21 protein-coding genes are annotated in these 15,950 nt (G+C 63.8%); 14 read left to right on the forward strand and 7 right to left on the reverse strand.

The genetic code is table 11. The features are described 5' to 3' along the window. The 4 genes from MKI88_RS17520 to hemE all read right to left on the reverse strand — a co-directional run. Window positions 1-665 (reverse strand): TerC family protein (locus tag MKI88_RS17520; RefSeq protein ID WP_241632845.1); only part of this gene is annotated, 665 nt, incomplete at its 3' end. A gap of 24 nt (window positions 666-689) precedes the next feature. Then, the gene (rho, locus tag MKI88_RS17525) at window positions 690-1,946 is read right to left on the reverse strand and encodes a transcription termination factor Rho (RefSeq protein ID WP_241632846.1); all 1,257 of its coding nucleotides are present in this window, start codon (window positions 1,944-1,946) and stop codon (window positions 690-692) included. A gap of 171 nt (window positions 1,947-2,117) precedes the next feature. Beyond that, on the reverse strand, window positions 2,118-2,561 hold the full coding sequence (locus MKI88_RS17530) for a CopD family protein (protein ID WP_241632847.1): 444 nt from the start codon (window positions 2,559-2,561) through the stop codon (window positions 2,118-2,120). Beyond that, entirely contained in the window at window positions 2,561-3,601 is a 1,041-nt protein-coding gene (hemE, locus tag MKI88_RS17535) for a uroporphyrinogen decarboxylase (protein WP_241632878.1), read from the reverse strand. Before hemE ends, MKI88_RS17530 begins: the two co-directional genes overlap by 1 nt. Window positions 3,602-3,902: 301 nt before the next feature. On the opposite strand from hemE, the gene MKI88_RS17540 reads away from it, so the two are divergent. From MKI88_RS17540 to MKI88_RS17590, 11 genes are all read left to right on the forward strand, one after another. Next, window positions 3,903-4,727, forward strand: a complete 825-nt coding sequence (locus tag MKI88_RS17540; protein WP_241632848.1) for a pyruvate, water dikinase regulatory protein — start codon at window positions 3,903-3,905, stop codon at window positions 4,725-4,727. Next, on the forward strand, window positions 4,724-5,320 hold the full coding sequence (locus MKI88_RS17545) for a nucleoside triphosphate pyrophosphatase (RefSeq protein WP_241632849.1): 597 nt from the start codon (window positions 4,724-4,726) through the stop codon (window positions 5,318-5,320). The genes MKI88_RS17540 and MKI88_RS17545 overlap by 4 nt, the downstream gene beginning before the upstream one ends. Then, entirely contained in the window at window positions 5,317-6,135 is an 819-nt protein-coding gene (gene aroE / locus MKI88_RS17550; RefSeq protein WP_241632850.1) for a shikimate dehydrogenase, read from the forward strand. Before MKI88_RS17545 ends, aroE begins: the two co-directional genes overlap by 4 nt. Further along, entirely contained in the window at window positions 6,126-6,719 is a 594-nt protein-coding gene (gene coaE / locus MKI88_RS17555; protein WP_241632851.1) for a dephospho-CoA kinase, read from the forward strand. Before aroE ends, coaE begins: the two co-directional genes overlap by 10 nt. A gap of 11 nt (window positions 6,720-6,730) precedes the next feature. Next, the gene (gene dnaQ / locus MKI88_RS17560) at window positions 6,731-7,432 is read left to right on the forward strand and encodes a DNA polymerase III subunit epsilon (RefSeq protein WP_241632852.1); all 702 of its coding nucleotides are present in this window, start codon (window positions 6,731-6,733) and stop codon (window positions 7,430-7,432) included. Between the two features lie 53 nt (window positions 7,433-7,485). Continuing rightward, window positions 7,486-8,079, forward strand: a complete 594-nt coding sequence (hpf, locus tag MKI88_RS17565; protein WP_241632853.1) for a ribosome hibernation-promoting factor, HPF/YfiA family — start codon at window positions 7,486-7,488, stop codon at window positions 8,077-8,079. A gap of 78 nt (window positions 8,080-8,157) precedes the next feature. Next, window positions 8,158-8,625, forward strand: a complete 468-nt coding sequence (locus MKI88_RS17570) for a PTS sugar transporter subunit IIA (RefSeq protein ID WP_241632854.1) — start codon at window positions 8,158-8,160, stop codon at window positions 8,623-8,625. Then, the gene (locus tag MKI88_RS17575; protein ID WP_241632855.1) at window positions 8,615-9,100 is read left to right on the forward strand and encodes a PaaI family thioesterase; all 486 of its coding nucleotides are present in this window, start codon (window positions 8,615-8,617) and stop codon (window positions 9,098-9,100) included. The genes MKI88_RS17570 and MKI88_RS17575 overlap by 11 nt, the downstream gene beginning before the upstream one ends. Further along, window positions 9,097-9,429 carry a DUF1491 family protein gene (locus tag MKI88_RS17580; protein WP_281063756.1) on the forward strand — a complete coding sequence of 111 codons (333 nt, stop codon included), beginning with the start codon at window positions 9,097-9,099 and terminating at the stop codon, window positions 9,427-9,429. The genes MKI88_RS17575 and MKI88_RS17580 overlap by 4 nt, the downstream gene beginning before the upstream one ends. Window positions 9,430-9,704: 275 nt before the next feature. Beyond that, entirely contained in the window at window positions 9,705-10,247 is a 543-nt protein-coding gene (locus MKI88_RS17585; RefSeq protein WP_241632857.1) for a cell wall hydrolase, read from the forward strand. Between the two features lie 81 nt (window positions 10,248-10,328). Continuing rightward, complete coding sequence (locus MKI88_RS17590; RefSeq protein ID WP_241632858.1) at window positions 10,329-10,808, forward strand: MmcB family DNA repair protein; 480 nt, start codon at window positions 10,329-10,331, stop codon at window positions 10,806-10,808. Window positions 10,809-10,813: 5 nt separating this feature from the next. Here MKI88_RS17590 and MKI88_RS17595 read toward each other — a convergent pair whose 3' ends face one another. After that, window positions 10,814-11,422, reverse strand: coding sequence for an ankyrin repeat domain-containing protein (locus MKI88_RS17595; RefSeq protein ID WP_241632859.1), 609 nt, complete (start codon window positions 11,420-11,422; stop codon window positions 10,814-10,816). Between the two features lie 219 nt (window positions 11,423-11,641). Between MKI88_RS17595 and MKI88_RS17600 the strand changes: the two genes are divergently transcribed. Genes MKI88_RS17600 through MKI88_RS17610 form a run of 3 tightly spaced genes read left to right on the forward strand, consistent with a single transcriptional unit; the run spans window position 11,642 to window position 13,333 of the window. Further along, window positions 11,642-12,202: an SCO family protein gene (locus tag MKI88_RS17600; protein ID WP_241632879.1), complete on the forward strand. Its 561-nt coding sequence runs from the start codon at window positions 11,642-11,644 to the stop codon at window positions 12,200-12,202. Further along, window positions 12,190-12,633: a YcgN family cysteine cluster protein gene (locus tag MKI88_RS17605; protein WP_241632860.1), complete on the forward strand. Its 444-nt coding sequence runs from the start codon at window positions 12,190-12,192 to the stop codon at window positions 12,631-12,633. Before MKI88_RS17600 ends, MKI88_RS17605 begins: the two co-directional genes overlap by 13 nt. Further along, entirely contained in the window at window positions 12,611-13,333 is a 723-nt protein-coding gene (locus MKI88_RS17610) for a M48 family metallopeptidase (protein ID WP_241632861.1), read from the forward strand. Before MKI88_RS17605 ends, MKI88_RS17610 begins: the two co-directional genes overlap by 23 nt. Here MKI88_RS17610 and MKI88_RS17615 read toward each other — a convergent pair. Together MKI88_RS17615 and msrB are read right to left on the reverse strand one after the other, a co-directional pair. Then, complete coding sequence (locus tag MKI88_RS17615) at window positions 13,306-15,453, reverse strand: transglycosylase domain-containing protein (RefSeq protein ID WP_241632862.1); 2,148 nt, start codon at window positions 15,451-15,453, stop codon at window positions 13,306-13,308. The two genes, MKI88_RS17610 and MKI88_RS17615, sit on opposite strands and share 28 nt — an antisense overlap. Window positions 15,454-15,511: 58 nt before the next feature. Beyond that, window positions 15,512-15,916 (reverse strand): peptide-methionine (R)-S-oxide reductase MsrB, encoded by a 405-nt coding sequence (gene msrB, locus MKI88_RS17620; protein WP_241632863.1) that lies wholly within the window; start codon window positions 15,914-15,916, stop codon window positions 15,512-15,514. Between the last annotated feature and the right edge of the window lie 34 nt (window positions 15,917-15,950).

Genomic DNA, 15,950 nt, shown 5'->3' on the forward strand with positions numbered 1-15,950 from the left:
TTGCCCGCGACATAGACGATCACGACCAGGCCGACATAGGCGATCCAGCGATAGCGCTCGATATATTTGGCGATGATGTTTGCCGCCACGCCCATCAGCGCGACCGAGAGGATCAGGCCGATGATGAGGATACCCGGATGCGCGCGCGCAGCGCCGGCGACCGCCAGCACATTGTCGAGGCTCATCGACACGTCGGCGAGCGCAACCGCCCAGGCCGCGCCCGCAAAACTCTTGGCGGGGCGGATACCGCTATGCTCGTCGCCGTGAATCTCGGGCGATCCGGGGCTGCCATCGGCAGGATGAAGCTCGCGGTACATTTTCCACGCCACCCAGAGCAGCAGCAGCCCGCCCGCGAAAATCAGCCCGATGATTCCGAGCAGCCAGCTGACGACAAGCGCAAAGGCGATACGCAGCACGAGTGCGGCGAGGATGCCGATCATGATGACGCGCTGGCGCTGCTGCGGCGGCAGGCCGGCGGCGAGCGCGCCGACGACGATCGCATTGTCGCCCGCTAGGACGATGTCGATCAGCAGGACCTGCGTGAAGGCAGCCAGCGCCGACGGTGAATCGAGATTCGAGAAATCATGGACGATGTTCGCCCAGATATCCGCGGGCGATCCCATCGCCTGCGCCGCAGCCGCGGAAAGTGCGAGAATTTCGAACATGATATCCCGAACGCCCCTGGCCGATTACTGGTTCATCGATTCGAAGAAGTCCTCGTTTGTCTTCGAATCCTTCATCTTGTCGAGCAGGAATTCCATGGCGTCGACCGTGCCCATCTGCATGAGGATGCGGCGCAGCACCCACATCTTGGAAAGCTTGGTCTTTTCAACGAGCAGCTCTTCCTTGCGCGTGCCCGACTTGCCGACGTCGAGCGCGGGGAAGACACGCTTGTCGGCAACCTTGCGGTCCAGCACGATTTCGGAGTTACCCGTGCCCTTGAATTCCTCGAAGATCACCTCGTCCATACGGCTGCCCGTATCGATCAATGCGGTCGCGATGATCGAGAGCGAGCCACCCTCCTCGATGTTGCGCGCGGCACCGAAGAAGCGCTTGGGACGCTGGAGCGCGTTGGCGTCGACACCGCCCGTCAGCACCTTGCCCGATGAGGGGACCACGGTGTTGTAGGCACGGCCGAGGCGCGTGATCGAGTCGAGCAGAATCACGACATCCTTCTTGTGCTCGACAAGGCGCTTGGCCTTCTCGATCACCATTTCGGCGACCTGGACGTGGCGCGATGCGGGCTCGTCGAAGGTCGAGGAGATCACCTCGCCCTTTACAGAACGCTGCATGTCGGTGACTTCCTCGGGGCGCTCGTCGATGAGCAGCACGATGAGGAAGACCTCAGGGTGATTGTCGGTGATCGCCTTGGCAATATTCTGCAGCAGCACGGTCTTGCCGACGCGGGGCGGCGCGACGATCAGCGCGCGCTGGCCTTTGCCCTGCGGCGCGACGATGTCGATGACGCGCGCCGACTTGTCCTTGACCGTCGGGTCGAGCGTGTCGAGCGTCAGCTTCTGCTCGGGATAGAGCGGCGTCAGGTTATCGAAATTGACGCGGTGGCGCACCGCCTCGGGATCGTCGAAATTGACCGACACAAGCTTGGTCAGCGCGAAATAGCGTTCGCCGTCCTTGGGACCGCGGATCTCGCCTTCGACCGTGTCGCCGGTCCTCAGACCGAATTTGCGGACCTGGTTGGGCGAGACATAGATGTCGTCGGGGCCTGCCAGATAATTGGCCTCGGGGGACCTCAAGAATCCGAAACCGTCCTGGAGCACCTCGATCGTGCCCATGCCCATAATCTGGGTGCCGTTTTCCGCCTCCACCTTGAGGATCGCGAAGAGCAGATCCTGCTTGCGCAGTGTCGACGCGCCCTCAACGCCCAGCTCTTCGGCCATTTCGACCAGTTCGGCCGGCGATTTTTTCTTGAGTTCTTTCAGATGCATATAGGATTCCGGATGGAGTCTTGACGTTGGCGGGCGGTCCGTGACGGCGGAAAGCAGTACTGGATGCAGGCTTTTGCGCGGACGGCAAAAGGTGGATGCACAGGCGTTAAGCGGCGCTATGCCCCAAGTCAACCGGGTCATTTACGCAGATTCACCACGTAAATGACGAAGCTAGAAGGGCCGCACCACCGCAAGGATGACGACCAGCGCTGTAACGATTCCCGGGATTTCGTTGGCCATGCGCAGCGTCTTTTCCGAAAGCCGGCGTTCGCCGCGCGCGAGCTTCTTCGCATAGCCGACCATCCAGCCATGATAGCCGCTGAAAGCGAAGACGATTGCGAGCTTGGCGTGGAACCAGCCCTGCGAAAACGCGCCGGCATTGACTGCGAGCACAAGCCCCAGAAGCCAGACGATGCCGATCGTCGGCGTCAGGATAATGTAGCGCAGCCGCGTTTCACGTTCGATCCACGCCTTGTCCTCGGCCGATCCGGGCACGGTCTGCTGATGATAAATGAAGAAGCGCGGCAGCATGAACATGCCCGCCATCCAGAAGATGACGAAGATGATGTGCGCTGCCTTCACCCAGAGCCATGCGGCCCCCAGAAATCCTTCCATCAGGCGCCCCCGCGGACCAGGGCCAGCAGCTGCTCGACATGCGCGATCGGCGTGTCGGGCAGGATTCCATGGCCCAGATTGAAGATATGGGGACGATCACCGAAACTACCAAGGATGCGACGGACCGCATCCTCGAGCGCATCGCCGCCCGCGATCAGTGCAAGCGGATCGAGATTCCCCTGGACCGGCATGTTCCGAGGCAGATGAGCCGCAGCCCAGCCGGGATCAACCGTCTCGTCGAGCCCGAGTGCATCGACGCCGGTTTCGCGGGCATAGTCGATGAGCTTGCCCCCTGCACCCTTCGGAAAGCCGATAATCGGCGTGTCAGGATGCCGGACCTTGAGCGCCTCCACGATCCGCACGGTTGGCGCAATCACCCAGCGTTCGAACTGCGCCGGCGAAAGGCTGCCAGCCCAGCTGTCGAAAAGTTGCACCGCATCGACGCCGGCCTGAATCTGGCCCGATAGATATTCGATGCTGGATTCGACGATGGCATCGATGATTGCCTGGAAGGCCACGGGATCCCGATAGGCATAGCGCCGCGTCTCACCCTGCTCGCGGCTACCCTGTCCGGCCACCATATAGGTCGCAACGGTCCATGGGCTGCCCACAAAGCCGAGAAAGGTCGTTCGCGCAGGAAGGTCGGCGCGGACACGGCGCACTGTTTCGTAGACGGGCGCAAGCCGTTCGGGAGTGCGCTGCAAGGCGTCGAGCGCGTGGTCGACCAGTGGCGGCGAGAGACGGGGTCCCTCGCCCGCCTCGAAGCGCAGGTCCTGACCCAACGCGTGCGGAATGACGAGAATGTCCGAAAACAGGATCGCGCCATCGAATCCGAAGCGGCGGATCGGCTGCAGCGTGATCTCGGCCGCAGCCTCGCTATCGTTGACCAGTTCGAGGAATCCGCCTTTGTCGGCTCTCAGTGCACGATATTCGGGCAGATAGCGACCAGCCTGGCGCATGAGCCAGACGGGGGGCACGGACTGGCGCTCGCCTCGCAGTACGGCAAGGAGCGGTCGAAATTGGGATGCGGAATCGGACAGGGTGGTTCCCCTCTACCTTCCTATAGATTCCTTCGGAGAAGGATTGTTGTGGTTGATGGTCGGTCTGAAAGCGGGGCTTATCTCCCGCTGTCGGATTTGCCAACAGCTTGACTCCCGGAGGCACGCGGACTCGCCCGGATTCGATTCCCTGATCCCCATTATCCACAGGCCCGGTGTGAACGATGAGCAAATGGGGAAAGACTGTGGATGGAATCGCGGCCAGCGGGGAGGAATCACCCAATCGTGATGCGGACGCGGCTTTTGCTGGAAAAATCCCGAACTTATCCACAAAGATGCGCGCATGACCCGGTTGCACCTCCATCTGCTCTCCGATTCCACGGGCGAGACGCTCGAGAATATCGCGAAGGCGGCGCTCGCCCAGTATGATGGCGTCGAGACGATCAAGCATTTCTGGCCGATGGTGCGTTCCGAAGGGCATCTCGATCGGATTCTGATCGATATCGCGCAAAATCCGGGGCTGGTGCTCTTCACGCTGGTCAACATCGATATCCGCCGCAAGCTGGAGGCGCGCTGCCGCGCGCTGGGTCTGCCGATGGTCGCCGCGCTCGATCCCGTCACCGATGCGCTTTCCAACCTGCTCGGCCAGGAAGCCAAGGCGCGCCCGGGTCGGCAACATACGCTCGACGCCGCCTATTTCGCGCGCGTCGATGCGATCCAGTTCACCATCGCGCACGACGACGGCGTCAATCCCGATAATTGGGAGGAAGCCGATATCGTCCTGGCCGGCGTGTCGCGCTGCTCGAAAACGCCGACCTCGATCTATCTCGCCAATCGCGGTTACAAGACCGCCAATATTCCGATTGTCGTGGAATCGCCGCCCCCGCCCCAACTCTATGCGCTCAGGCATCCGCTCGTCGTCGGCCTCACGACCAGTGCCGACCGGCTGATCCAGGTTCGCCGCAACCGCCTGCTGTCGCTCAATCAGGCACCCGAAACCGACTATGTCGATCAGGAAGCCGTGACGCGTGAGGTCGCCTTTGCGCGGCGGATCTTCGCCGACAATGGCTGGCCGGTGATCGACGTCACACGCCGTTCGATCGAGGAAACGGCAGCCGCGATCATCAACCTCGTCAATGAGCGCAACGCGGGGACGCCCGTCATATGAGCCTTGTCCTCGCCTCGCAGAGCAGCACGCGCAAGGCGATGCTCGAAGCTGCGGGCGTCGCGTTCGACGCCATGACGCCGGGTGTTGACGAAGAGGCCGCAAAGGCCAGCCTGCGCGCGCAAGGTCTCGGCGCGCGCGACCTGGCCGATGCGCTTGCAGAATTGAAGGCGCTCAGGCTTTCGCAACGGATTCCGGGTGCGCTTGTGCTCGGCTGCGACCAGACGCTCGCGCTCGAAGATGGCGCAATGCTCGACAAGGCGGCCGATCGCGACACCGCAGCCGCGCAGCTCCGTCAGCTCTCGGGGCGGACGCACAGCCTCTACAGCGCTGCGGTGATCACCGAGAATGGCCGCGCGATATGGCGCCATGTCGACCGCGCCAAACTGTCGGTGCGTCCCTTGTCCGACGCCTTTATCGAGCAATATCTCGATGTGGAATTTGCAACGATCACGGGATCGGTCGGGTGCTACCGCGTCGAGGGCCGCGGCGCGCAGCTTTTCACGCGGATCGAGGGCAGCCATTTCACGATATTGGGTCTCCCGCTATTGCCGCTGCTCGACTATCTGAGGACGCGAGGACTGCTGACGTCATGACCCTGCCCTATGCCGAGGTGATCGGCGATCCAATCGCGCAATCCAAATCACCCCTGATCCACGGATTCTGGCTCGAAAAGCTCGATCTTGCGGGCGAATACCGCAAGACGCTTGTCACCAGCGACGGCCTTGCCGAATTTTTTGCGCGCCGCCGCGAAGATCCTGACTGGCGCGGCTGCAACGTCACCGCGCCGCACAAGCAGGCGGTGCTCCCGTTTGTCGACGATCGCGGTGGCGTGGGCGACAGCATCGGCGCGATGAACACGATCATCCGCGAGCCTGACGGCACGCTGATCGGCACCAATACTGACGCTGCTGGATTTTTCGGTCCCATCGCCGACCTTGATCTCGTCGACCAGAAAGTGGTGGTGATCGGAGCCGGCGGGGCCGCACGCGCGGTGCTCTTTGCGCTTTCGCGCTGCGCGGTGGGGCCCGTCACCATCATGAACCGCAGTCCTATGCCCGCCGCCGCGCTGCTCGCCAAGTTCGGGCTCAAGGGCAATGTCGTGGGGCTCGACGCGCCGCTGCCCGCTGCGTCGCTGATCGTCAATGCCAGCACATTGGGGATGGTCGGCGCGCCCGCTTTCGAGCCCGACCTGTCCGCGCAGCGCAGCGACTGCATCGTTTACGACATCGTTTATTCGCCGCTCCAGACCGGGCTGCTCGCCGCCGCCGAGGAGCGCGGGCTCGAGACGATCGACGGGCTCGAGATGCTTGTCGGGCAGGCGGCGGTCGCCTTCGAGCTGTTCTTCGATGCTGAGCCGCCGCGTCAGTATGACGACGAGTTGCGCGAGCTGTTGCTCAGATGGTCGTGATCGGGCTCACCGGTTCGATCGGCATGGGCAAGACCGCAGTCGCCAAAATGTTCGCGGCCGAGGGCGTTCCCGTGTTCGATGCGGACGCGGCGGTCCACAGGCTGCAGGGCCCCGGCGGTCGTCTCCTCGGCTCGATCGAGGCGCTGTTTCCGGGCAGCACTGGGCCGGACGGAATCGATCGCGCTGCAATCGGCAAGGCGGTGTTCGGCAATCCGGTGGCACTCGCGGCGCTGGAAAAGATCGTCCACCCCGCGGTGGCCGAGGAAAGGCGCGCCTTTCTGCGGCGTCATCGTGCCCGACCGATGGTTGTGCTCGACATTCCCCTGCTCTTCGAAAAAGGCGGCGCCAAGCAGGTCGACCTGATCGTCGTCGCCTCTGCGCCCGCATGGATGCAGCGTCGTCGCGTGCTGGCGCGGCCGGGAATGACCCCCGAAAAATTCCGCCGGATCGTCCGTTTGCAGACTCCCGACCATGTCAAGCGTCGCCGCGCCGACGTCATCGTCGAGACGGGTGTTCAGAAGCACGAGACGCGGACGCAGATTCGCCATCTGCTCACTTGCCTCCGCGCGAAACTGCGCCGATAGTGATTCGTGAAATGCGCGAGATTGTCTTCGACACGGAAACGACCGGATTGAGCGCCCAGAATGGCGACAGGCTGGTCGAGATCGGGTGCATCGAACTGATCAATCGGGTCGAGACGGGCCGTGTCTTCCACGCCTATTTCAATCCCCAGCGCAGCATGCCCAGCGAAGCGCAGGCGGTACATGGCCTGTCCGACGCATTTCTTTCGGACAAGCCGCTCTTTGCCGACAAGGTCGAGGACCTGCTCGAATTTCTCGAGGACAGCCCGCTCGTCGCACACAATGCCCAGTTCGACTTTTCCTTCCTCAATCATGAGCTTGGCCAATGCGCGCGGCCGATCGTGGCACCCACGCGCATGATCGATACGCTCGCTATGGCACGCACCCGGCATCCTGGTGCCAAGCACAGCCTTGATGCCTTGTGCACGCGCTATGGCATCGATCGCAGTCATCGCGTGCTCCATGGCGCCCTGCTCGACGCACAGCTTCTTGCGCAGCTCTATGTGGAATTGACCGGCGGCCGCCAGATCGGACTCATGCTGGCCGCCGAGGAGACGGTCACGGTCAGCATCGAGTCGCGCAGCACGACGGTGGTTGCGCGCGTTGCGCGCGCCGCGCGCCCACATTTCGCCAGCGAAGAGGAGCTTCGGCGCCACGCCGAATTCGTCAACCGGCTCACCGATCCGCTCTGGTCAGAGGGCTTGGCTGCCGGTTGACGCAAGGGGTGCCGCATCCCAGATGCGGAGCGTACAGCAATGGAGAAATAGCCATGGACATCCGTGTTTCCGGTCATCAGGTCGACACCGGCGATGCGCTCAAGGCGCATGTTTCGGAACGGCTGAACGCGATCGCGGACAAGTATTTCTCGCGCGCCCTCTCCGCCCAGGTCACCTTCGGCAAAGGGCCGCACGACTATGGCTTTCGCTGCGATATCGTGGCGCACGTCATGCAGGGCGTGATACTGAAGGGCTCGGCCACCGGGCAGGAGGCGCACCCCGCCTTTGAAGGCGCCGCCGACCGCGTCGAGACCCAGCTCCGTCGTTACAAGCGCCGCCTCAAGGATCGCGCAGCAGTACAACAGGCGGCGGCGAACGCCGAACTTCTGCAGCTCAACGGCGAGGCGGGGTACACCGTATTCACCGAACTGGAGGGCGAGGACGATGTCGGTGAGCACCCGCCGATCATCGCGGAAACGCGGGTTGACGTGCCTGACGCCAGCGTTTCGGATGCAGTGATGATGCTTGATCTGAGGAACACCAACGCGCTGCTGTTCAAAAACAGTGGAACCGGCGCGTATAATATGGTCTACCGCCGCGGCGATGGCACCATTGGCTGGGTCGAGCCTCAACGCGCAGCTTCCTGAGAGGGATCGAGCGGGGCCGTAACAGACGGATTTGCAAGGGGTCTTCGGCGGACCGTTTTCCGCCGGCACGGGTTTTATATGAGCGATTTCAGTGATATCCTTACGCCCGGCGCGATTGTCGCCGGGCTGCCGGTGACGGCCAAGAAAGCACTTTTCCAGCAACTCGCGGCACTCGCCGAGCGCGAAACCGGAATCGATTCGCGCGTCGTGATCGAGCGACTGGGTGAGCGTGAGCGGCTCGGATCGACGGGCTTTGGTGGCGGAGTCGCGATCCCGCACGGCAAGATCGAGGGGCTTGAACGCGTCGTCGGCGTCTTCGCGCGGCTCGCCGAACCGATCGACTTCCAGGCGATCGACGACATGCCCGTCGACATCGTGTTCATGCTGCTTTCGCCCCCCGATGCGGGCGCCGAGCATCTGAAGGCGCTCGCGCGTGTGAGCCGCGCGCTTCGCGACCGGCCCTTCCTGGCCAAGCTGCGTGGCGCGGGTTCGCAGGACGCGCTTTACGCGCTGCTCGCCACCGCCGAAGCGCGTGATGCGGCCTGAATACGAGCCGGGCGACGCGCTTTCGGGTGAGGAAGCCCATTTCCGCGCGCTCGAATCGCTCTATGGCAGCGCGCCGATCAACCAGCTGTTTGCCTCACGGCTCGAGATTCCCGACGCTGGCGTGGCGCGCATCCGCTTCGAAGTGGGCGAGCAATATTATCATGCAGCGGGTGCGGTGCATGGCACCGCCTATTTCAAGATGCTCGACGACGCGGCCTTCTATGCCGCGAACAGTCTGGTCACCGATTATTTCCTGCTGACCACGGCGTTCAACCTGCTCTTCACGCGCCCGATCAGATCGGGACCGATTGTTGCGGAGGGGCGCTGGATCAGCGGCAAGCGCCGCGTCTATGTCGCCGATGCGCGACTGATCGACGCCGATGGCGAGGAAGTGGCGCGCGGGACCGGCACTTTCATGCGTTCGCGCATCCCGCTGGCTTCACTGCCCGGCTATGCCGGCGCGGCTGCGGAGTGACGTCGCGGCTTTCGAGCGATCTGATGGTTTCCGCCTTGATTCGCCGCGTCGAGGCCGCGGGCGGGCACGCGATGGTGCTGGCGCGCGGTGACCGGGGCGGCGGCGCGATCCTGATCGCCTGTGCCGAAAAGGGACGCGTCGAGAAGCTGCTCGAACGCACGCTCAATCTCGATGGCGCTTATGTCTGGACAGGGTGCGGGCCTGCGGCGCCCGCGGAACCTCAGCAATTTCAAGACTATCTGGATCGACGTCGCGCTCGCGACCCCGATCTGTGGATCGTCGAACTGGATATCGCACAGGCTGAACGGTTCGCCGCTGAAACGATCTGATACGGTTGACACTGCGGGCTCACGCTAACAAAGCGCATACAGCACCAACGCGCCAGGCCGATTTCCAAGGCAAAGGGGGAAGACGGCAGCGCAGTCGGGGGGCGATCAGGGATGCCGCAGTATCTGGCATCCTGTGTTTCGATCAGCCAACCGCATTTTGATCAGAGTAGATGAGTCCAACATTACGAGCCGCGTCTTTCGCGGCTGTGGCATTTTGCGTTTTTGCGGCGGCGGTGGAAGCCGCGCCGTCCGTCGCTTCGGCAGCGGATGTTTCCGTGCCGGCGACTGCGGAGATCGAGATCTCCGATCCTGCCATTATCAACGCGCCTTCGACGGCGCAGGTTCCCGCCCTGGTTGAAGCTGCGGAACAGTCCGCGCCCGAGGCCGTCGAACCGATCAGGAAATTCGCTTCGCTTCGCGAGCTCGTCGACACCGTCGATACGCGCACCGCGCTGAACCGCGAAGAGGAGTGCCTCGCCGGCGCTATCTATTTCGAATCCAAGAGCGAATCGCTCGAAGGCCAGCACGCCGTGGCCGAAGTCATCATCAACCGTTCGGAATCGGGTCGTTTCCCGGGTTCGATCTGCGGTGTCGTCTATCAGCCCAGCCAGTTCTCCTTCGTGCGTGGCGGTCACATGCCCGCAATCAATCGCGACAGCCGCGATTGGCAGGAAGCCGTTGCGGTCGCACGAGTTGCGATGGAAGAGCAATGGGACACGCCGGCCTCGGACGCCCTTTTCTTCCACGCTACACGCGTTTCGCCCCGCTGGAAGCTGAAGCGCGTGGCCACGATCGGTAATCACGTCTTCTATCGCTGATTGTTCGACAAGAGAACGCAAGGGGGCGTGGCGCAGGCCGCGCCCCTTTTCTTTTGTTCCTTTTTCGTTCTATATCGGCGCATGGAACGCGCACCGTTTGCCCCGCCTGTTACCGCTGCCGATGTCTGCCGCGGCGTCGCGCGGCTGTTCCTCCAGCATGACATGGTCGCACTCGCCGAGGTCCCGCTCGGTAATGGCCGGCGCGCCGACATCATGGCGCTCGATGCTGCAGGGCGCGTGACGATCGTCGAGATCAAGGTCGCGCGCGGCGACCTGCTGGGCGACATGAAATGGCCCGACTATCTCGACTATTGCGACCGTTTCTTCTGGGCGGTGCCGCCCGGATTCGATGCCTCACCGCTCGACACCGAATTCTTCCAGCCCGAACGCACCGGCGTGATTGTCGCCGATCGTTATGCGGGCGCCATCCTGCGCGAGGCGCGCTCGACTGCGCTTGCCGGCGCGCGCCGCAAGGCGGAGACGCTGCGCTTCGCGCGCCGCGCGGCGTCGCGGCTGCTCGGCACGCTCGATCCGGATCTCGTGATTCCCGAAGGTGGATAGCGGACTCAGGGCCCCATCTGGTTGACGGGCTTTGCCTTGCTCTGGTCTTCAATCAGCTTGAGCACGATCGACGCACGCGGATCGCGCTTGGCATAGTCCCGAGCTGACATGCCAGCTAGGGTGTCGGTGCGATCGGGATCGGCGCCCGCGCCGAGCAGCAACCGGACCATGCGCACGTCGCGGTTCTGGACCGCACGGATCAGCGGGGTTTCGCCTTGCGCATTGGGGGCATCGACGCGCGCCCTGCGGCTCAGCAGCAATTGTGCGCCCTCGGCGAAGCCGAGCTGCGCCGCCAGCATCAGCGGGGTATTGCCCTGCCTGTCGGTCACGTCGGTCTTGGCGCCCTTGCTCAGCAGCAAGGCCGTCCAGCCCAGATCGCGCCTTTGGGTCACGATGTGGAGCGCGGTTTCGCCGGTAGCACGATCCTTGGCATCGATGATGGTCGAGCCCGGTTCGTCGAGAAACTCGTGTGCCTTGGCGGCATTGGCATCGCGCACCGCCTTCAGGAAGCTGTAGCTGTCCGAAAACTGCGCGTGCGCGATCCCCGGCAGCATCAGCGTGACGGCGAGTGCGGGGAGAAGCGTCTTCAGGGCGGAGCGTTTCGGAAATTGCATCGCATTTGGGTTCCTGTTGTCTTGCACTTGCGCGCATAGCAAAGCATGGCTGGCGCTGCCATGAACGAAATTCTTCGCCCCCTAGAGCACCTCCCGAAAAAGCGGGAACCGGTTTTTCGGTCGGGAGGTGCTCAAGCTATTGAGTCGAGAGCCTTTCTTGTCCCACAAGGCGGTATCGCCTTGCCGGGAAAGGCTCTGGCGCTTTGCCTTGTCCCGCTGATGCTGCTCGCAGCCTGCGGATCGCAGCCCTCCACCTCCCTGCCCAGCGAAGCGCCGCTCGCCGGCGCCAGGATCGGCGGGCCTTTCGCGCTCACCGATCAGGACGGCAACACCGTCAAGGACAGCGACTTTGCGGGCAAATACCGGCTGATGTACTTTGGCTATGCCTATTGCCCCGATGTCTGCCCCGTCGACGTGCAGAATCTGATGCAGGGCCTCAAGGCGTTCGAGAAGCAGAATCCGGAGGCAGCGGCAAAGCTCCAGCCGATCTTCATCAGCGTCGATCCCGAGCGGGACACGCCGCAGGTGCTCAAGCAGTTCGTCGGCAATTTCCACCCCCGTCTCATCGGACTTACCGGCAGCCCGCAGGCCATTGCCGCGGTCGCCAAGGACTATGCCGTCTATTACCGCAAGGCTGGCGACCCCAAGGCCAGCGACTATCTTGTCGATCACAGTCGACAGACCTATCTGATGGGGCCTGACGGCAAGCCGATCGCGCTGGTGCCGCAGGATGGAAAGCCGCAGGAAATTGCGGCGGTACTCGCACAATGGGTCAGGTGAACACGCCTTTCTGGGAAACCAAGACGCTCGACGCCATGAACCGCGCGGAGTGGGAAAGCCTCTGCGACGGCTGCGGCAAATGCTGCGTCCACAAGCTCGAGGACGAAGAAACGGGTGAGCTTCACCCGACCAATGTCGCGTGCAAGCTGCTCGACCGGCATAGCGGCCGCTGCACCAACTACAAGCATCGCCGGGCCTTCGTGCCCGAGTGCGTGCGGCTGACGCCCGCCCGGCTGCGCGAGATCGACTGGCTCCCCGACACATGTGCCTATCGCCTGCTGGACGAAGGCAAACCACTTCCCGAATGGCATCCGCTGATCACCGGCGATCCCGAAAGCGTCCACAAGGCCGGGATATCGGTGCGCGGCTGGACGGTGTCGGAAACCGATGCGGGCGAGCTGGAGCTCCATGTTGTCGACCGGTCGCTCTGATCTGAGTTTCGGTCCCGAGGGGCGCGAGCGCCCGCTCATGGTGCGTCGCAGCCGACAGGCGCGGCGGATGCGGTTGAGCGTGGATCCGCGCAACGGCGCGGTCACGCTGTCGCTGCCGTGGCGTGCCAGCCTTGGCGCCGCGCTCGAATGGGCCAATGGCCAGCGCGGCTGGATCGAGTCCGCGCTCGCCAATATTCCCCAGGCACGCCCGATCGTTCCCGGCGGCATCTTTCCCTTCGAGGGCAAGGACCTGATCGTCGACTGGTCTCCCGATCGGCCACGCTCGGTGCGTCGCGAGCCCGATCGCCTGGTCTTCGGCGGCCCGCGTGACGCCGTGGCGTCACGGCTGCTGGGCTGGGCGAGACGGCAGGCGCTTGCGACGCTGGAGCGCGAGACGCGTGCGATCGCGGAGCAGGCGGGCGTGACCGTGGGACGGGTCGGCGTGGGCGATCCGCGCGCGCGCTGGGGCAGCTGCGCCGCCAATGGCGATATCCGCTATAGCTGGCGGCTGATCATGGCGCCCGTCTTTGTCCGCCGCTCGACCGTTGCGCACGAGGTCGCGCACCGCGTGCACATGGATCATAGCCCGGCCTTCCATGCGCTTGCGGCGAAGCTCTACGGCGGCGATCCCGATGTGGCGCGGGCCTGGCTGCGCACCAACGGTTCGGCGCTTCACTGGGTGGGGCGCGAAGGCTCCTGAGCCCTTGACGAAGGCTGGGTCCGCTGGGTCTGGGACGGCACTGCCGGCTGGCGCGTCCCGTCCTGCGGGCGTGGCGCGGGCTGGCGTTGCGGCCGTTGTTCGCGGCCCAGAACATCATCGAGCCATTGCTGGTCGAGCTTCTGGGGCGCTGTGACGTCCTCGCCCTGCGGCGCGCTGCCCGGTTCTTCAGGCGCCAGCGAGCCTTCGGGGGGCGTCACCGGATTGCCGTTCTCGTCGACGAACATGCCGGGATCGGGTTCGCCAAAATAGGCTTCCTCATCGGGCTCGAGCTGCCATTCGGGCAGCGTCACCTCGGTCTCAAAATTCTCGACGGGACGGCGCGCCGTGGCGACCTTCATGAAGCTGGCGAAAGCACGTGCAGGCGCGGCGCCACCCTGAAGCGAGCCCACCGATTTCGCGTCGTCGCGCCCCATCCACACGCCGGTCGTCAACCCGCTTGAGAAACCGAGGAACCAGCCATCCTTGTTGGAACTCGTGGTGCCCGTCTTGCCCGCGACCGGGCGCCCGATCTGTGCGGCCCTGCCCGTGCCCGCACTGACCGCAGTCTGCAGCAGGTCGGTCATCTGGGCTGCGACCCAAGGCGCCACAAGGACCCGCGATTCGTCGCTTTGATGCTGGTAGAGCAGTTCGCCATTCTCGGTCGTCACCTTGGTGATACCATAGGGAGTCACTGCGATGCCCTTGCGCGCGACGGCCGCATAGGCACGCGTCATGTCGATCAGGCGGACGTCGTTGGTGCCGAGCACGATTGAAGGATGCGCGGTGAGCGGGGAGGTGATGCCAAAGCGACGTGCCATGTCGGCCACCGAGGCAAAGCCGACTTCCTGACCCAGCTTGGCGGCAACGGTATTGACCGAATAGGTGAAGGCGGTGCGGATCGTCATCTCGCCCGAATAGCGGCGCGAGCTGTTGCGCGGGCTCCAGCCCGCAATGCTGATCGGTTCGTCAACGATCGTGTCGTTGGGGGTGTGCCCCGCCTCGAGCGCCGCCAGATAGACGAAAAGCTTGAATGCCGATCCCGGCTGGCGCTGTGCCTGCGTAGCGCGGTTGTAGATCGAGGATACATAGTCCTTGCCGCCCACCATCGCGCGCACCGCGCCGTCGCGGTCCAGCGAGACCAGCGCACCCTGAAGGCCGCCGGGGGTATTGGCGCGGATTGCGGCGTCCGCAGCGCGCTGCATGCCGAGATCGATCGTCGTCCACACATCGATCGGACGCTCGGACTCGTCGATCAGGGTCTCGAGCTGGGGCAGGGCCCAGTCCGTAAAGTAACGCACGCTGTTCTGGCGGGGCTCGGGCGCGAGCTTGATCGCGCGGGGGTCGGCCGCCGCTGCCTCCGCCGCAGTGATCGCGCCCGCATCCTTCATAACTTCGAGCACCACGCCCGCGCGGCTGATCGCTGCCTCGGCATCGGCGGTGGGGGAGTAGTGCGAAGGCGCCTTGACGAGTCCCGCGATCACCGCGGCTTCGGCAAGCGACAGCGATTTGGCGTCATGGCCGAAGAATTTGCGGCTGGCCGCGTCGATGCCATAGGCGCCACCGCCGAAATAGACCTTGTTGAGATAGAGTTCGAGGATCTCGTCCTTGGAGAATTTGCGTTCCATCGCAAGCGCGAGGATCATTTCGCGGATCTTGCGGCTTACCGTGTAGCTGTTGTTGAGGAAGATGTTGCGCGCGAGCTGCTGCGTGATCGTCGAGCCACCCTCGGTGCGACGGCCGGTGCCCCGATTCTGGAAGGCGCGCCACTGGCCGCGCACGATGCCGATGGGATCGATGCCAGGGTGCATGCGAAAGCGCCGGTCCTCGACCGCGACCATCGCATCGACCATCGTCCTGGGAATGTCCTCATAGGCCAGCCATTCGCCATAGCTTGGCCCCAGCGAGACGAGGATCGTGCCGTCGGCGGCACGAACCTGGATCATCTGGCCGTTGGGATCGCGCTTGAGTTCGCCGAAACTCGGAATGCTCGACATTGCGATGGCGACCGCGACGACAAGCGCAATCAGGCCGGCAACACCGGCGAAAAACCCGACCTTCACGATCCCGAACAGGAATCGCTTGGCGGAGCGAGAAGATTTCTTGGAGGATGCAGCGGCCATTGATCGTGCGATGATGTAGGATCAATCGCGACGCATGCCAAGCAAGACTTGGAGTGTATCAGTCGGCGTCGACGCGGGCGTCGAAATCGAGCGAGGCGCTGTTCATGCAATAACGGAGTCCGGTCGGCCCTGGGCCATCGGGGAAGACATGGCCCAGATGCCCGTCGCAGCGCGCGCAACGCACCTCAACGCGACGCATTCCATGGCTGGCATCGGCATGTTCGGTAACCGCGTCGACACTGGCGGGCGCAATGAAACTCGGCCAGCCCGAACCCGAATCATATTTCTCGTCCGAACGGAACAGCTCGGCGCCGCACGCCGCGCAGCGGTAGAGGCCGGGGGCCTTGTTGTCATTGTAGATGCCCGTGAAGGCGCGTTCGGTGCCCGCCTCACGCAGCACGTGATATTGTTCGGGGGTCAGGCGCTTGCGCCATTCCTCTTCGGAGAGATCGAGCCGGTCCATGTCCGAAATCTGTTCCTGGCGGGTGATTCGGTCA

This window comes from Sphingomonas sp. LaA6.9 (genome assembly GCF_022601895.1).
Lineage (GTDB): Bacteria > Pseudomonadota > Alphaproteobacteria > Sphingomonadales > Sphingomonadaceae > Sphingobium_A.